Here is a 16,688-nt window from a genome sequence, read left to right as displayed (position 1 = left end):
AGAGAGCGCTTAGGGGGTGAGTGATGGACACGTGGACGAGCGGCGGGCGGCGGGAGAGAGCGGAAGGGGAGCGTGGATCGGCGACTGTCTGGACCGTCGCCTTCATGGCGCTGCTGACGACGGTGGCGATGGTGATCGCCTATGTGGGCATGGCACGGGTGGCACGGCATCGGGCGCAGAGCGCGGCGGATCTGAGCGCGCTGGAGGCGGCGCGGCTGGCCCTTGAGGGGCCGGACCACGCCTGCGGCGCCGCCGCCGTGCTCGCCGTCGAGAACGGCGCGGTCCTGGACCGATGTTCGATCAGGGACTCCATCGCCGAGGTGGAGGTGTCCGTGCCGCTGGCGCTGCCCGGGACGAGTGTCCGGCGTGTCGCCTCCCGGGCCAGGGCCGGTCCCGTCGCTCCGGCAACTGGCGGCCTGGAATCCCCGATCACCGAGCCTGCGAACGAAGAGCCCGTAGATGCGGAGCCCCCAGACGAAAGCCCTCAGACGAAAAGCCCGTAGACGAAAGCTGTAGACGAAAGCCCATAGATGAGGTGCCTGTACGAAGCCTTGCAGACGGAGCGAATGCAGACAGAGTGACTGCGAACCAAATGCCCGCAGATGGAGAACCCGCGAACCGAGAACCCGCGGACCGAGAGCCCGCAGGTGGAAGGCCCCGCGGGTGAAGGGCTCGCGGTGGAGGGGCTCGCGGGCGGAGGGCCCCGCTGGTGGAGGGCCAGCGGGCGGAGGGCGCACAGAGGAGAGACCACTGACCGGCGGTACCCCAGTGGGGGCGCGGTGACATCGGACTCTGCGGCCGTTCGGGTGTGGTGATCAGGGGGACAGAAGGGTGTCGAGGAGGTGGAGGGCGCCGGCCTTGTCCAGAGGGTCGTTGCCGTTGCCGCACTTGGGGGACTGGATGCAGGAAGGGCAGCCGTGATCGCATTCGCAGGACTGGATCGCTTCCCGGGTCGCCTTGAGCCACTCGGCGGCGCGGGCGTAGCCCCGTTCGGCGATGCCTGCGCCGCCTTCGTGGCCGTCGTAGACGAAGACGGTGAGCAGGCCAGTGTCAGGGTGGAGTTCGGTGGAGACGCCGCCGATGTCCCAGCGGTCGCACGTCGCGAAGAGCGGCAGCAGGCCGATGGAGGCGTGCTCGGCGGCGTGCGCGGCGCCGCCGAGATGGAAACCGGCCTCGACGAGGGGGGTGACGGCCGAGTCCGGCAGCGTCCACCACACGGCGCGGGTGCGCAGGGTCCTGGGCGGCAGGTCGAGCGGCTCCTCGCCGAGGATCTCGCCGGTCTGGACGCGGCGCATGAGATACGAGACGACCTGGCGGGTCACTTCCACGGTGCCGAAGTGCAGTTCGCCGGGGCCCAGGGCGTGCGAGCGAAGGGAGTCCAGCACGGCGATGTCCGTGGTGTCCCTGGCGAAGGTGGTGTAGTCGGGCCGGGCATGGGTGACCAGGGCGACGCCCTCGTCGAGCTTGAGCGCGTCCACGACGTACGTCTCCCCCTGGTGGAGGTAGACGGCTCCCTGGTGCACGGTTGCGTGCGCCGACGGCTCGTCCACGGTGCCGAGGAGCATGCCGGTCGCGCTTTCCACCACTTCGACGGGGCGGCCTCCCGAGCCACGGATGTCGGCGAGGTCGGTCGCCCGCTCCCGCCGGGTCCAGAACCATCCCGACGACCGCTGCCGAAGCAGCCCCCGGCTCACCAGGTCGTCAAGGACCTCCTGCGTGGACGGGCCGAACAGGGGGAGGTCGTCGGCGGTGAGCGGGATCTCGGCGGCGGCCGCGCACAGGTGCGGTCCCAGGACATACGGGTTGTCGGGGTCCAGCACGGTCGCCTCGACAGGGCGGCCGAAGAGCGCGTCGGGGTGGTGGACGAGGTAGGTGTCCAGCGGGTCGTCCCTGGCGATGAGCACGGCGAGCGCGTCCTGGCCGTCGCGCCCGGCGCGACCGGCCTGCTGCCACAGCGAGGCCCGCGTTCCCGGCCATCCCGCGATCAGCACCGCGTCGAGGCCGGACACGTCGACGCCGAGTTCGAGCGCGTTGGTCGTCGCGAGTCCCACGATCTCGCCCGCCCGCAGCGCCTTCTCCAGCGCACGCCGGTCGTCGGCCAGGTAACCCGCCCGGTAGGCGGCCACCCTGTCCGGAAGGTCGGCGGGCAACGCGGACAGCGGGACGCTCGGGAAGAGGTCCGCATGCGCATCGGACGGTGTGCGGGGGGCGCCGGGGAGTTCGGCGAGTTCGGCGAATTCGGGGTGCTGAGACACGTGCCGGGCCACGCCGTCCTGGCGCGCGTGGGGCGGCGCGTCGGCGGAGTGAAGGGATGAAGGGACATGGTCGGAGAGAGAGACGCCGTCAGCGGGGTTGACTCGGATGTCGTCGGCGTGGGCGAGGGCGACGTTGCCTGAGGGGTCGGTGGGGATGCTGGGGGTGTGGCCGAGAGGAACTTCGCCGGAGGTATGGGTGGGGACGCTGCCAGGGAGGTCGAGGGGGACGTCGTCGGCGGCGCTGGTGGGGATGTCGTCGGGGTGATCGGAGGGGGTGTTCTTTGGGTCTCGGAGGGAGGTCTCCTCCCGGCGGGAGAAGGGGAGGAAGGGTTCTTCCAGGTCCGAGAGGGGGAAGGGGGTCTCCTCCGGGTCCGTGAAGGGGTGGGAGATCTCCTCCTGGTCGGGGTGAGGGAGGGGGAAGGGGTTCTGCTCGGGGAAGAGTGCCTGGAGTCTGGCGCGGGCGGTGAGGGCGACGGTCTCGGCGGCCCGGCGGGATCGGACGAAGGCGAGGGTGCGGATGTCGTCGAGCACCAGGTCGGCCAGGAGGTCGGACGCCTCCGCGGTGGCCGTGCGGCGGACGGGGGCGCCGCCCTCGCCTCTTAGATCGGTCAGAGGCGGCTCCCAGAGGGCGAACGTCGTGGAGCCCCGGGGCGACGAGTCCGTGGCCACCTCGACCGTCTGGAGGCCGGTGAGACGGGTCGCCGTGACGCCGGGTTCGCTGGCGGTGGCCGAAGCCAGCATGAACACCGGGCTGGCGCCGTAGCGGGTGGACACCCGGCGCAGGCGGCGCAGGATCTGGGCGACGTGCGAGCCGAAGACTCCTCGGTAACCGTGGGACTCATCGATGATCACCATGCGGAGACGACGCCAGAACAACGACCACTGGGCGTGGCGGGGCAGCAACGTGCGATGCACCATGTCGGGATTCGTCAGTACATAGTTGGCGTGCCGCCGTACCCAGACGCGTTCCTCGTAGGGGGTGTCGCCGTCGTAGCAGGCCGCGCGGACCTGGGGCGGGGACAGCGTGCGCAGGCTTTCGAGCTGGTCGGCGGCGAGCGCCTTGGTGGGCGTCAGGTAAAGAATTGTGCCGCCGTCCAGGATGTGGGCGAGCGCCGGGAGCAGGTACGCAAGAGATTTACCGGAGGCCGTACCGGTGGAGATGATCACGTTTTGGCCACGGTAGGCGTGGTCGGCGGCTTCCAGCTGATGAGGCCAAAGGCCCTGTATGCCCTGGTTCGCCAGACGCGTAACCACCAGGTCGGGGGCCCAGTCGGGCCATTGGGCTTGACCTGCTTGACGTGCTGGAACATGCTCCACATGAGTCACCCGCTCCCGTCGCGCGGGAACATTCAGCAGACGGGCGAGGAGCGAGCCTGCGGGGTGCGAGGATGATGGGGAGGGAGTCACTGGTTTCCAGTCTGGCATCTGCGGGCAGAGTCGCCGGGACTCGCGATTTCGTATAGACACAGAGTCGGACCGTGGTTGAATGCCGCGCGTCAGGGGTCTTGCGTTCTGGGGGGTGGCATACCCCCAGATTGCCGGTCCCACAAGAGTACTTTCGCAAGCAGGGCGCTGGAGGATCTGTGGATCTGAAGTTGGACCACCGTACTGAGGACTCACTCACCATCGTCGAGGTCGAGGGTGAGATCGACGTCTACACTGCGCCGAGGCTGCGTGAGCTGCTGATAGACCTGGTCAACAAGGGCAACTTCCACTTGCTCGTCAACATGGAGAAGGTCGACTTCCTTGACTCCACCGGCCTGGGCGTGCTGGTCGGCGGATTGAAGAGAGTGCGGGCGCACGACGGCTCCCTGGAGCTCGTGTGCACTCAGGAGCGCATCCTGAAGATCTTCCGGATTACGGGTCTGACCAAGGTCTTCGGGATCTACGCCTCGGTTGAAGAGGCGAAGGAAGCTCACGGCCGAGACAAGTAGTCATGGCAACAGTCGAGCTGACGTTCAGTGCTCTTCCGGCCCACGTGCGCACGGCACGCCTGGTCGCCACCGCGATCGCCCGGCGCACCGGAGTGGAGGAGTCACTGCTGGACGAGGTACGGCTCGCGGTGGGGGAGGCATGTTCCCGGGCGGTGGAGGCCCATCGGCTCCATTGTCCCGGGGAGCCCGTCCGCATCGAGCTGCGCGATGACTCCGGGCGCTTCGAGGTGACCGTCACCGACGTCGCACCCAGCGATGAGCTTGAGGGGACGACAACCCTCCCCACCATCACAAGCGAGCCGCTTGGCGCGATGGCGGATCCGTTCGAGTCCGGGTTCGGCATAGCGGTCATCGTCGGACTGGCCGACGATGTCGAGGTCTATGCCAGTCCCAAGGGCATGCGCATCCGGATGAGCTGGCCGGCGGCGGCCAAGGGAGTGACACCCGCCTAGCGGGCCACCCTCGTCGTCACGGCCGCCGACATTACGGCATTAACCGTGCGCGCCGGTTCCACGCCGCGCGCACCGGTACCTCGCTATGCGCAAGGCTTCACTATGCGTAAGGCTTCCTCAAGCAAAGGTCCCTCAAGCGGAGGGTTCCTCAAGCGGAGGGTTCCTCAAGCGGAGGGTTCCTCAAGCGGAGGGTTCCTCAAGCATCGGAGCGGGTGCGAGCTTGTTCGCGTACGCGGGTGTGGGCCCGCTCATGTGAGTACAGGCCTGTTCGTACGCGGGTATGGGCTTGCTCATGTGGGTGCGAGCCTGCTCGTAGGCGGGTGCCAGTCTGCTCATGTGGATGTGGGCCTGCTCGTGCGGACGTGAGCCTGCTCATGTTGGGGTTGGGACTGTTCGTATGCGGGTGTGGGCCCGCTTGTGCGCGTGTGGGCCTACATATGGATATGCGAGGGCGCTTAGGGCGCCCCGCGGTCGATGTCAATGGGTTACCTGCCACGGCCTGGCCTATGAACGGTGGAGCGCCGTCGGCTCTCCACCGTTAGCGCGACGTTGAGACCACGGGTTTCCGTTGCGGGCTGACGCGCCCCGAAGGGCTGCGTCCCACGATCCGATCCGCAGGAGTTGGATCCGCCGCCATTCCCCGCAAGAGGCTGGGTCTGCCGCAATTCCCGCCGGAGGCGGGATGCGCCGTGTCTGGACGGAGCCAGGCGAACGGCGAGAGCGGCGGGAATGGTGACCATGGTGTCGCTCTCAGGGAGTTGCCCGGGGGCGTCGGTCACTCGATGGGGGGCGGGTTGTCGTCCACGGGAAGTTGTCGTCTCGGGAAGTGGTGTGCGCGTTGGCATGGCGACAGGTGTGGCGCCTCTGGTGTGAGGACGCGCAAGGGCTGAGGGCTGAGGACTGGGGCTGGGAGGCGGTGCTGAGGCGGGTTGTCGGGTGCGCCGTTTGCTCGGCCTGATGCTGGACCGCTTGAGGGTGCCGTGTGCCCGGGCGATCGGGGCCGATGGAGACCGTAGGTCCCGCTTTGGGAAACGAGGGCCGGGGGTCTTGGAAGGCGGGGGCGAGGTTCTCAGAAGGCGGAGGCGGGGTGCGGGTGGTCTTGGGGCGTATCTCGTGCCGGGGGCCTCGGGGCGGCATCTCGTCCGGAAGGTGGGTCTCGGGTGTATCTCGTGCGGGTGGGGCTCGGGGTGTCTCGTACGGGTGGTCTCGGGCTGTGTCTCGTGCGGGTGGGTTTTGGGGTGCATCTCGTTCCGGTGGGGCTCCGGGGGTCTCGTGCCGACGGTCTTGGGGTGGGGCTCGTCCGGATGGTGGGTCTTGGGGTGGGGCTCGTCCGGATGGTGGGTCTTGGGGTGGGGCTCGTCCGGATGGTGGGTCTTGGGGTGGGGCTCGTCCGGATGGTGGGTCTTGGGTGGGGCTCGTGCGGGTGGGGCTTGGGGTGGGGGTTGGTTTGGGGTGGGGGTGGAATATGGGATGGGGGCAAGGTGTGGGGTGCCGAAACATCCGATCAAATTCCGACTACGCGTCCCATAAGCCACGACAACTCAGCCCCTTAATCGGCGCTGAATAGCCCGGGAGAAGTGGCGAAGGGGAGCGGGCCGCCGCGGTCGGCACAACGCGGCGAATGGGCATACGGGACGCATTGAACGCACCCTTGCCCACGCCCGAGGCGTACCGGCGGGCGCGGGTGTGGACGGTCGCGACACGTGTGACCTGCGGTGCGATGGAGGGGTCACAACACGTGGTGTTTTACGTGATACCCCTGCGAATGATGATGTTTTAGGTTGGCCCGGAATCCGGATAACGGCTGGAGAAAATGTGCCGGACAACTGACGACTCGGATGGTCGCCTCGGTCAAACCGACCTCGTGGCCTGGTCAAGTTCCGGTGAATAAAGGACGAGTCGCTAATTCACTGACCGAAGAGACTTCATATCCACGGCGACGCTGCGTAGACTCCCCGGCACCGGCCAAGGTTTGTCCCGCAGGCGTTCCATCTGCGGGAGGTCTGCGGACTCAACCGGAAGCGGCACTGCCAACCGACCCGGATGTGCGCCGCCGCCCGCCAGATCATTATCGCAGCGCCGTCCGGGCAGGACGTACCCGTCTTGCCGAGGAGAACGGATGTCTGGCCCTTACCTAGCCGCCGCGGATACCGCGACGGTCGACCTGAGTGGTGGTCATCTCACGATCGTGATCGTGGTGGCCGCCGTGGCGTTGCTCGCACTGGCCGTCGCCGGCGGCCTGGTGCGCGAGGTGCTCGGCGCCGGTCAAGGCACCGAGCGCATGCAGAACATCTCGCGAGCCGTACAAGAAGGAGCCGCGGCGTATCTCACCCGGCAATTCCGGACGCTCGCGCTTTTTGTCATCCTGATTCCCTTCCTTCTTCTGCTGCTGCCGGCGGCGTCGACCGGCGTGCAGATCGGCAGGTCGGTTTTCTTCGTGATCGGGGCGGTCTTTTCCGCTCTGACCGGGTTCATGGGCATGTGGCTGGCGGTGCGGGGAAATGTCCGCGTGGCCGCGGCGGCCCGGGAAGCCGGCGAGAAGGCCGCGATGCGGATCGCGTTCCGTACCGGTGGCGTGGCCGGCATGTTCACCGTCGGGCTCGGCCTGCTCGGCGCGGCCATCGTCGTCTTCATCTACCGGGGTGACGCTCCGGCGGTGCTGGAGGGCTTCGGCTTCGGCGCGGCGTTGCTCGCGATGTTCATGCGAGTCGGCGGCGGCATCTTCACCAAGGCGGCCGACGTGGGCGCCGACCTGGTCGGCAAGGTCGAGCAGGGCATCCCGGAGGACGACCCGCGCAACCCGGCGACCATCGCCGACAACGTGGGGGACAACGTCGGCGACTGCGCCGGCATGGCCGCGGACCTGTTCGAGTCCTATGCCGTCATGCTGGTCGCCAGCCTCATCCTGGGCAAGGTGGCCTTCGGTACCGAGGGCCTGGTCTTCCCGCTGATCGTCCCGATGATCGGTGTGATCACGGCGATCATCGGGATCTTCGTCACCTCCTCGCGCGAGGGCGACCGCAACGGCATGGTCGCCATCAACCGCGGATTCTTCATCTCGGCGGCCATCTCGGCGGTGCTGGTCGCCGTCGCCGCCTTCCTCTACCTGCCCAGCAGCTTCTCCCAGCTCACCGGCGTGAGCCCGGAGATCGCCGCGCTCACCACCGACCCGCGGCTGATCGCGATCGGCGCGGTGCTGATCGGCCTGGTGCTGGCCAGCGCGATCCAGATCCTCACCGGCTACTTCACCGAGACCAACCGGCGGCCGGTGCGGGAGATCGGCGAGAGCTCCCGTACCGGTCCGGCCACCGTGATCCTCGCCGGCATCAGCGTCGGCCTGGAGTCGGCGGTCTACTCGGCGCTGCTCATCGGCGGCGCGGTCTACGGCGCGTTCCTGCTCGGCTTCGGCAACGTGACGATCGCGCTGTTCGCGGTCGCCCTGGCCGGCACCGGGCTGCTCACCACCGTCGGCGTGATCGTGTCCATGGACACCTTCGGCCCGGTCTCCGACAACGCCCAGGGCATCGCCGAGATGTCCGGGGACGTCGAGGGCGAGGGCGCCCAGGTGCTCACCTCGCTCGACGCGGTGGGCAACACCACCAAGGCGATCACCAAGGGCATCGCCATCGCGACAGCCGTACTCGCGGCGACCGCGCTGTTCGGCGCGTTCCGCACCTCGGTCGAGACGGAGCTGGCGGCGGCGTCCGCCGGGGTGAAGGAGGCGCTGGGCTCGTTCGCCACGTTCAGCCTGGGCGTCGACTCGCCCAACGTGCTGGTCGGCCTGATCATCGGCGCCGCGGTCGTGTTCATGTTCTCCGGGCTGGCGATCATGGCGGTCGGGCGCGCGGCCATGCGGGTGGTCTTCGAGGTCCGCGACCAGTTCCGCAACCGTCCGGGCATCATGAACGGCACCGAGCTGCCGGAGTACGGCCGGGTCGTCGACATCTGCACCCGTGACTCGCTGCGCGAGCTGGCCACGCCCGGCCTGCTCGCGGTGATGACCCCGATCGCGGTCGGTTTCGCCCTGGGGTACGCCCCGCTGGGCGCCTACCTCGCCGGCGCCATCGCGGCGGGCACGCTCATGGCGGTCTTCCTGGCCAACTCGGGCGGCGCCTGGGACAACGCCAAGAAGCTGGTGGAGGACGGTCACCACGGCGGCAAGGGTTCCGAGGCGCACGAGGCCACCGTGATCGGCGACACCGTGGGCGACCCGTTCAAGGACACCGCCGGTCCCGCGATCAACCCGCTGATCAAGGTGATGAACCTCGTGGCGCTGCTGATCGCCCCGGCCGTCGTCACGTTCGCCGACAACGCGCCGGTGCGGATCGGCGTGACGATTCTGGCGGTGGGCGTCGTGGTCGCTGTGATCGTGGTCTCCAAGCGGCGCTCGGCGAGCGTCGCGCCGTCCGGGGAGAGCGAGAAGCGCGCCCCCGAGCCGGTCGGCAGCTGATCCGCCGAGAAGCATGACGGAAAGTGACAGGGTGCGGCCCGTGGTCCCGAGGGGGACCGCGGGCCGTACCGCGTCCCGGGGATGCGAGACTTGTGCCGAACCGACGAACGAAGGAGGGCCGTACGGTGTCCCAGCCTGACCGACCCTCGGGGGGCAAGACGCTGGCGCTGATCCTGCTGGCCATGGTGGCCGTCCTGGCCGCCATCGTGGTGCTGGCGATCTGGGCGTCCCGTCATGCCTGAGCCCGGATCAGAGCCGGCGCGGAGCCGTACGCTGATCGTGTTGCGGCACGCCAAGGCGGGTGAGGCGCCCGGCCGGCCCGATCGGGAGCGCCCGCTGACCGAGCGGGGCGAGCGTGACGCGAAGCTGGCCGGTGTGACGCTGCGCGACCTCGGCCTGTCGCCCACCCGGGTGTTCTGCTCGCCCGCGGTCCGCACCCGGCGTACGGCGGAGCTGGCGCTGGCCGAGCTGGCCCCCGGCGCGCCCGTGAGCTTCGAGCGCGGCATCTACGAGGCGTACGCCGACGAGCTGCTCGACCTCGTCCGCGCCGCCGAGCCCGAGACGCCGACCCTGATGCTCGTCGGCCACAACCCGGGCGTCCACGAGCTGGTCATGGGCCTGACGGGCCGGGAACGCGACCCCGGGTTCCCGCCCGGCGCGTTCGCGGTGATCGAGTCGGCCGACCCGTGGGCGGAGCTGACCGCCGGTAGGGCGAGCATCCGCTGGGCCCCGAAGACCGGCAGGGTCTGAAGCCCCTCAGCGGGCCTCGGGGTGGAGGCCGTCCTCGGCGTCAGCGGCCTCCACCTCGGCCCGCGGGATGCCGAGCAGGTAGAGGATCGAGTCGAGGTAGGGCACGGTGACCGCGGTGTCGGCGGCCTGCGCCACCACGGGCTTGGCGTTGAAGGCGATGCCGAGACCGGCGGCGGCGATCATGTCGAGGTCGTTGGCGCCGTCGCCGATCGCCACGGTCTGCGAGATCGGGATGCCCGCCTGGGCGGCGAAACGCTCCAGGGCGCGGGCCTTGCCGGGACGGTCGACGATCTCGCCGACGACCCGGCCGGTCAGCTTGCCGCCGGCGACCTCCAGCGTGTTGGCCGCAGAGTAGTCCAGACCGAGATCGGTGACCAGGGCGTCGGTGATCTGGGTGAACCCGCCGCTCACGATGGCGAAGCGGTAGTCGAGCCGCTTGAGCGTGCGCACCAGCGTGCGCGCCCCCGGGGTGAGCACGACCTCCTCGCGCACCCGCTCGAAGACCTCCTCGGGCAGCCCGGCGAGCAGGGCGACCCGCTCACGCAGCGACGCCGCGAAGTCCAGCTCGCCGCGCATCGCGGCGGCGGTGACCTTCTCGACCTCGTCCAGGCAGCCGGCGTGGGCCGCGAGCAGCTCGATGACCTCGGCCTGGATCAGCGTGGAGTCGACGTCCATCACGATGAGCCGCTTGGCCCTGCGGTGCAGGCCGGAACGCTGGACGGCGACGTCGACCTGCTGCGCGGCGGCCTCGGCGGCCAGCTCGACGCGCAGCGCGTCCGGGTCGGCGCCGGAGACGGCCAGCTCGATGCAGGTCACGGGGTAGTGCGCCAGCCGCTCGATGCGGTCGATGTTGGCCCCGGCGGCGGCGATGCGGCCGGTGATGCCGGCCATCGCGGCGGGGGCCAGCGGCGCGCCCAGCACGGTCACGTGCAACCGGCCGCGCCTGCGCTGCTCCTTGGCCGTCGAGCCGGTGGACAGCTCCAGCTCCATGCCGAGATCGTCGGCGACCCGCTCGACCGAGCTCCACAGCGCGCCGAGCGTCTGCCCGGTGCCGGTGGAGGGCCCCCCGGCGTACTCGACGAGCACACCGAGAGTGAGACGGCCGCGGATGACCACCTGCTCGACGTCGGAGACGACGACGGGGAAGCCGGCGAGGACGGAGAAAAGCCTGGAGGTCACGCCGGGGCGATCGGGGCCGGTCAGCGTGATGAGAAGCGTGCGCTGATTCATCTCTCACAACGGTACTTGGCGGGTGCGACGCAGCGGTACTTGCCCCGTGTCCAGTGGGTTAACGCGGTTCACCATGTTGACGCTCGATGGCGTCGTACGCGTAGAGCTGCGGCCATCTCACCATGACTTGATGGCCTGAGATGCGAGAACAGGAGGCTATCGCCCGATGACGCCCTCAGTCTTTTCCTCCGACGTCGCAGAACGCCGCCTCGACGGCGGGGTGATCGCCGACGCCCAGGGCCGCTACACGGTGGGCCTGGCCACGACCGCCGCCGACGTCCAGGCCGCTCAGCGGCTCCGCTACCAGATCTTCGCCGGCGAGATGGGCGCCCGGCTGGACACGCCCATGACCGGTGTGGACGCCGACCGCTTCGACGCCTACTGCGACCATCTCCTCGTCCGGTCCGGAGAGTCGGGTGAGGTCGTCGGCACCTACCGGCTGCTGGCACCCGGCCGGGCGGACCGGCTCTACTCCGACACCGAGTTCGACCTCGCCGCGCTCGGCCGCCTGCGCGGGAACCTGGTCGAGGTGGGCCGGTCCTGCGTGCATCCCGAGCACCGCGGCGGCGCCGTGGTCGGGCTGATGTGGGCGGGGATCGCCCGGTACATGGTGGAGGGCGGGCACACCTGGCTCGCCGGCTGCTGCTCGGTGCCGCTCGACGACGGCGGCTCGCTCGCCGCGGCCGTGCACGACCGGGTCCAGGAGCGGCACCTCGCGCCGCCGGAGTACCGTGTCACGCCGCACCGGCCGTGGTCCCCCGAGGGGATCGAGCGTCCCGACCGGTTCACGATGCCCTCGCTGCTGCGCGGCTACCTGCGCCTGGGCGCCTGGGTCTGCGGCCCCGCCGCCTACGACCCCGACTTCGGCACCGCCGACTTCTTCGTGCTGCTCTCCCTGGCCAACGTCGACATCCGCTACCTGCGGCACTTCCTGGGCGTAAAACCATGACCGCGTGGTTCCCCGTCTCCCCGTGCGCCCCGTCCTGCATCAGGCCCATCGCCTCCGCCGCCCGGCCGACGCTGCGCGTGCTGCGGGTGTGCACCGCCTTCCCGGTGCTGCTCGCCGGTATCCCGCTGGCCCTGGTGGCCTCCCGGGCCGGCACGTCGGGGCGGATCCGGCTGACGATGATCTGGGCGCGGCTGGTGCTGCTCGCGCTGGGCGTGCGGATCGACCTGCGTTACGAGGCCGAGCCGCCCGGCAGGACCAAGGACGGTGTGGCCCCGCTGCTGGTCGCCAACCACACCTCCTGGCTGGACCCGCTGATCTTCGCGGCTGCGGTGCCGGGCCGGCTGCTGGCCAAGCGCGAGGTCAGGGAGTGGCCGCTGATCGGGCTGCTGGCCACGGCGGCCGGCGTCCTCTTCATCGACAGGGAGCGGCTCACCGCGCTGCCGCAGGCGGTGGGCCAGGTCGCGGGGGCGCTCCGGGAAGGTCACCCGGTGGTGGCCTTCCCGGAGGGCACGACCTGGTGCGGCCGGGGGATGGGCCGGTTCCGTCCCGCCGTGTTCCAGGCGGCGCTGGACGCGGACGCCCCGGTGCTCCCGGTCGCGCTCCGCTTCCTCGACGGCGACGCGCCCACCACGGCGGCAGCGTTCGTCGGCGAGGACACCCTGGTGGCCTCCATGCTCCGGGTGATCGCCGTGCGCCGGCTCGTCGCGGAGGTCACGCTGCTGCCCTCGCCGGGCCGGCCCGCGGCCCACGGGGAGCCCGCCCGCCGCGCGTACGCCCGGCTGGCCGAGGCGGCGGTGGCCGCCGCCGCGCACGCCGAGGAGGACCGCCTGGTGTACGGCCTTCGGCCGCTCGACCTGCCCGCGGCCGAGCCGGCCGCCGGGATCCCGCAAAAGGCCGCCGGGATCCCGCAGAAGGCCGCCGGGATCCCGCTGAGGAAGGTGTCCTAGGACGTCAGGATGAGATGGGTGTCGCCGAACTCGTGCCAGAGGTACCCCTCGCGCAGCGCCTCCTCGTAGGAACGTGCCACGAGTTCGCCGCCGCCGACCGCGGCGAGCATCGACAGGTGGCTGGACCGCGGCTCGTGCAGGCCGGTGAGCAGGCCGGTCACGACGCGCACCCCGGCCTTGGGGGTGACGATGTGCGACGTCCAGCCGTCGGCGGAGGCGACGCGTCCCCGCCCGGCGGCGGCCGTCTCCAGCGCCCGCACCACCGTGGTGCCCACCGCGACGACCCTGCCCCCGGCCTCGTGCGTGGCGTTGACGAGCCGCGCGGTGGCAGCGGGGACGTGGAACCGCTCCCGGTAGGGCGGTTCGTCCTTCTCCGGCGAGGCCACCCCGGTGTGCAGGGTGATCGGGGCGACGCCGATCCCCCGGGAGACCAGGGCGGTGACCAGTCCGGCGCTGAACGGCCGCCCGGCGCTGGGCATCTCCGCGCTGCCCGGCACGACGGCGAACACCGTCTGGTAGTCGGCCAGCGGCCAGTCCCGGGGCACGTAGGAGTAGCGGATCGGCCTGCCGTACCGACGCAGGTAGTCCTCGACGTCGCGGTCCAGCCGGGCCCGCCACAGGCGCGGCGTCTCCCGCCGGACGAGCCGCAGGGTCGCGCCGCCCGGCAGCGGCAGCCACTCCCCGGCGGTCCCGCCCGGGTAGGGCTCGGTGTCCTCCCCGGTACGGCGGCGCAGCTCGACCAGCCACGAGCCGTCCTCCCGCGCGGTGGAGAAGTGCACGGCGAGGCGGTCCAGGCGGACGGCGGCGGGCAGGGTCGCCGAGTTGTTGACCACGAGCAGGTCGCCGGGAGCGAGGAGGCCGGGCAGGTCGGTGAACCTGTGGTGGGAGATCTCCCCGCCGGCCAGCCGGGAGACCAGCAGCCGCACGCCGTCCCTGGCCAGGCCGCGCGCCTCGGGCGGCTCGTGCGCCTCCAGCGGGGCGGGCAGCGCGAAGTCGATCCCGGCGCTCATCGGTGGGCCAGCCTTCCGCTCGCCGGCCGTTCCCCGACCAGGCGCAGGATCGTCGGCGTCACGGTGTCCGGCGACGGCGCGCCGGCCGCGTCCTCGGCGCCGACGGCGGCGGCGAGCATCCGGGTGTTCATCTCGCCCGGGTCCACCCACCAGACCGCCACGTCGGGCTCCTCGGCGGCCAGCACGTGCGACACCTGCTCCAGCGCCGCCTTGGTCGCGCCGTACCCGCCCCAGCCCTCGTAAGCCTCCACGGCCGCGTCGGAGGAGATGTTGACCACCGCTCCGCGGCGGGCGCGCAGGCCCGGCAGGGCCGCCTGGATGAGGGCGAGCGGGGCCAGCACGTTGACCGCGAACAACTCGGCCAGGTCGTCGATCGGATATCCGGCGAGCGTCGGAAGCGGCGTCGGCCCGAGCCCGCTCGCGTTGTTCACCAGGAGGTCGAGGCCGCCCAGCCCGTCCGCGGCGCGGGCCAGCCGGTCGCGGTGCGCCGGGTCGGCCACGTCGCCGGGCAGGGCGAGCGCGGCGGAACCCAGCTCGGCGGCGGTGTCGTGCAGGTCGTCCGCGCCGCGTGCGGTGAGGACGAGACGCCATCCGTCGGCCGCCAGGGCGCGGGCCAGGGAGCGGCCGAGTCCCCTGGAGGCGCCGGTGATGAGTGCGTTTCCTGTCATGGCTCCGACGGTAGGAACGCGGCGGCGGCGCGGCATCGGGCGCAAGGTCCGGCGGGTATCCGCTGATGGGCTTAGGACCGCGGGCCCTGGTCCGTTCCGGCTCAGCGCTTAGGGTGAGCGGTGTGGTCGAGCAAGTGGGCGAGGGTGTGCCAGACGAGGAGACGGCGGTCCTGCACGCGGTGAGCTCGGCCGTGCTCTCGGTGACCCGGCACCTGTCGGTCCGCGAGGTGCTCCAGGTCATCGTGCGCTCGGCGCAGCGGCTGCTCGACGCCCGCTACGCGGCGCTCGGGGTGCCCGACGCCGAGGGGGCGTTCGCCGAGTTCGTCGCCGAGGGCGTCACCGACGAGCAGTGGCAGGCCATCGGGCCGACGCCGCGCCAGCACGGCATGCTGGGCGCGATGCTGCGGGAGGGGGCGCCGGTCCGGCTGCGCGACATCCGCAGGGACCCGCGGTTCGAGTGGTGGCCGCGGGCGCACCCGGTGCTCAAGGACTTCATCGGGGTGCCGATCCGGGACGGCGAGAACGTGCTCGGCATCATCTTCGTCTCCAACAAGCGCAAACCGGGCGGGTTCACCGACGCCGACGAGGAACTGCTCACGCTCTTCGCGGCGCACGCGGCGATCGCGCTGACCAACGCGCGGCTCTACGAGCGCGGCCGGGAGCTGGCCATGGTCGAGGAGCGCACCCGGATGGCGCACGAGCTGCACGACGCCGTCGCCCAGAAGCTGTTCTCGCTCCGGCTGACCGCGCAGGCCGCCGAGGCGCTGATCGCCACCCGGCCGGAGGCCGCCGCCGCCGAACTGTGGCAGGTTCAGCGTCTCGCCGGGGAGGCGCTGTCCGAGCTGCGCGCGGTCATCGTCGAGCTGCGTCCCGCCGACCTCGACCGGCACGGGCTGGCCGAGACGCTGCGCAAGCACGTGCGGCTGCTCGACCGCGTCCACCCGCCGGCGGTCACCTTCGAGGGCCCGGAGCCGGCGGACCACCCGCCTCCCGAGCCGCCCGAGGTGGAGGTGGCCGTCCTGCGGGTCGCCCAGGAGGCGTTGCACAACGCGCTGCGGCACGCCGGCGGCACCACGGTCGCGGTACGGCTGGCGCGCGGGGACGGCCGGCTGGTGCTGGAGGTGTCCGACGACGGGACCGGCTTCGACGCCGGGGCGATCCCGGCGCGCGGCCTCGGGCTCGCCTCGATGAAGGATCGGGCGCAGGCCGTCGGCGGCGACGTGCGGGTCACGTCCGCGCCGGGTGCCGGGACGACGGTCCGGATGGAGGTACCTTCGTGATCAAGGTGGTGATCGCCGACGATCATCCCATCGTCCGGCAGGGGCTGCGTACCTTCCTCGACCTGCAGGAGGACGTGTCCGTGGTCGGGGAGGCCGCCGACGGCGCCGCGGCGGTGGACCTCGTGGCCTCGCTCGCCCCCGACGTGCTGCTGCTCGACCTGCGGATGCCGGTCCTCGACGGGCACGGCGCGCTGGCCGCCCTGGCCGAGCGCGGCCTCGCCGTACGGGTGCTCGTGCTGACCTCGGTGAGCGACCGCGACGACGTCACCCCCGCGATGCGGGCGGGCGCGGCCGGGTTCCTGTACAAGGACGTCGATCCGCCCGCGCTGGTGCAGGCGATCAGGGCGGTGGCGGGCGGCCAGGTGCTGCTCGCCCCCGAGGCGGCCGAGGCCGTGCTCGCCGGGGCCGCGGCCGTGCCCGCCCCCGTCGTCGCGCCGCCGGGCAGCCCGCTCACGGAGCGCGAGCGGGAGGTGCTGAAACTCATCGCGGCCGGCCGGTCCAACCGGGAGATCGCCCGGGAGTTGACCGTGGCGGAGAAAACTGTCAAGACGCATGTCTCGAACGTGCTGATGAAGCTAGGTGTGCAGGACAGGACACAGGCGGCCCTTTTCGCGGTACGGCACGGCCTGGCCTGAGCCGGGCGGGACAGATCAAGATCTGGAATCTGGACCCCGGAGACGACCTTGCCCGGGTCCCGAGCGGCGTATCGTGTGGACCCACTACAAGTACGCCGGGTGATCGTGATCTTCGCGAGAGCCCGCCA

Annotated in this window: 13 protein-coding genes; 9 read left to right on the top strand and 4 right to left on the bottom strand. The window is 71.0% G+C overall.

Translation table 11 applies throughout. The annotated features are described in order from the left end of the window. Positions 1–23 precede the first annotated feature (23 nt). Complete coding sequence (locus QSK26_RS20025; protein WP_285776704.1) at positions 24–503, top strand: Rv3654c family TadE-like protein; 480 nt, start codon at positions 24–26, stop codon at positions 501–503. 312 nt (positions 504–815) lie between these two features. Here QSK26_RS20025 and QSK26_RS20020 read toward each other — a convergent pair whose 3' ends face one another. Then, entirely contained in the window at positions 816–3,680 is a 2,865-nt protein-coding gene (locus QSK26_RS20020; RefSeq protein WP_285776703.1) for a DEAD/DEAH box helicase, read from the bottom strand. A gap of 158 nt (positions 3,681–3,838) precedes the next feature. Between QSK26_RS20020 and QSK26_RS20015 the strand changes: the two genes are divergently transcribed. The 4 genes from QSK26_RS20015 (at position 3,839) to QSK26_RS20000 (ending at position 9,841) form a co-directional block, all read left to right on the top strand. Then, positions 3,839–4,189: an STAS domain-containing protein gene (locus tag QSK26_RS20015; protein WP_285776702.1), complete on the top strand. Its 351-nt coding sequence runs from the start codon at positions 3,839–3,841 to the stop codon at positions 4,187–4,189. Between the two features lie 2 nt (positions 4,190–4,191). After that, positions 4,192–4,641, top strand: a complete 450-nt coding sequence (locus QSK26_RS20010; RefSeq protein ID WP_285776701.1) for an ATP-binding protein — start codon at positions 4,192–4,194, stop codon at positions 4,639–4,641. Between the two features lie 2,119 nt (positions 4,642–6,760). Beyond that, entirely contained in the window at positions 6,761–9,091 is a 2,331-nt protein-coding gene (locus QSK26_RS20005; protein ID WP_285776700.1) for a sodium-translocating pyrophosphatase, read from the top strand. A gap of 234 nt (positions 9,092–9,325) precedes the next feature. Continuing rightward, positions 9,326–9,841 carry a SixA phosphatase family protein gene (locus tag QSK26_RS20000; RefSeq protein WP_285776699.1) on the top strand — a complete coding sequence of 172 codons (516 nt, stop codon included), beginning with the start codon at positions 9,326–9,328 and terminating at the stop codon, positions 9,839–9,841. A gap of 6 nt (positions 9,842–9,847) precedes the next feature. Here QSK26_RS20000 and serB read toward each other — a convergent pair whose 3' ends face one another. Further along, positions 9,848–11,071, bottom strand: a complete 1,224-nt coding sequence (gene serB / locus QSK26_RS19995) for a phosphoserine phosphatase SerB (protein ID WP_285776698.1) — start codon at positions 11,069–11,071, stop codon at positions 9,848–9,850. Positions 11,072–11,237: 166 nt separating this feature from the next. Between serB and QSK26_RS19990 the strand changes: the two genes are divergently transcribed. Together QSK26_RS19990 and QSK26_RS19985 are read left to right on the top strand one after the other, a co-directional pair. Further along, complete coding sequence (locus QSK26_RS19990; RefSeq protein ID WP_285776697.1) at positions 11,238–12,020, top strand: GNAT family N-acetyltransferase; 783 nt, start codon at positions 11,238–11,240, stop codon at positions 12,018–12,020. After that, positions 12,017–12,967: a lysophospholipid acyltransferase family protein gene (locus QSK26_RS19985; RefSeq protein WP_285776696.1), complete on the top strand. Its 951-nt coding sequence runs from the start codon at positions 12,017–12,019 to the stop codon at positions 12,965–12,967. The genes QSK26_RS19990 and QSK26_RS19985 overlap by 4 nt, the downstream gene beginning before the upstream one ends. Here the strand turns inward: QSK26_RS19985 and QSK26_RS19980 are convergent. After that, the gene (locus tag QSK26_RS19980; protein ID WP_285776695.1) at positions 12,964–13,977 is read right to left on the bottom strand and encodes an S-adenosylmethionine:tRNA ribosyltransferase-isomerase; all 1,014 of its coding nucleotides are present in this window, start codon (positions 13,975–13,977) and stop codon (positions 12,964–12,966) included. The two genes, QSK26_RS19985 and QSK26_RS19980, sit on opposite strands and share 4 nt — an antisense overlap. Next, positions 13,974–14,645, bottom strand: coding sequence for an SDR family NAD(P)-dependent oxidoreductase (locus tag QSK26_RS19975; protein ID WP_285776694.1), 672 nt, complete (start codon positions 14,643–14,645; stop codon positions 13,974–13,976). Before QSK26_RS19975 ends, QSK26_RS19980 begins: the two co-directional genes overlap by 4 nt. A 122-nt stretch (positions 14,646–14,767) precedes the next feature. Here QSK26_RS19975 and QSK26_RS19970 point away from each other — a divergent pair, with 122 nt between their 5' ends. Both QSK26_RS19970 and QSK26_RS19965 read left to right on the top strand, forming a co-directional pair. Beyond that, positions 14,768–15,925, top strand: coding sequence for a GAF domain-containing sensor histidine kinase (locus QSK26_RS19970; protein ID WP_285776693.1), 1,158 nt, complete (start codon positions 14,768–14,770; stop codon positions 15,923–15,925). After that, on the top strand, positions 15,922–16,560 hold the full coding sequence (locus tag QSK26_RS19965) for a response regulator (protein WP_285776692.1): 639 nt from the start codon (positions 15,922–15,924) through the stop codon (positions 16,558–16,560). The genes QSK26_RS19970 and QSK26_RS19965 overlap by 4 nt, the downstream gene beginning before the upstream one ends. Positions 16,561–16,688 lie beyond the last annotated feature (128 nt).

Origin of the sequence: Microtetraspora sp. NBRC 13810 (assembly GCF_030268685.1) — a bacterium.
GTDB lineage: Bacteria > Actinomycetota > Actinomycetes > Streptosporangiales > Streptosporangiaceae > BSRQ01.
The sequence above is the reverse complement of the archived record's forward strand: the minus strand, read 5'-3'. Positions and strand labels throughout refer to the sequence as shown.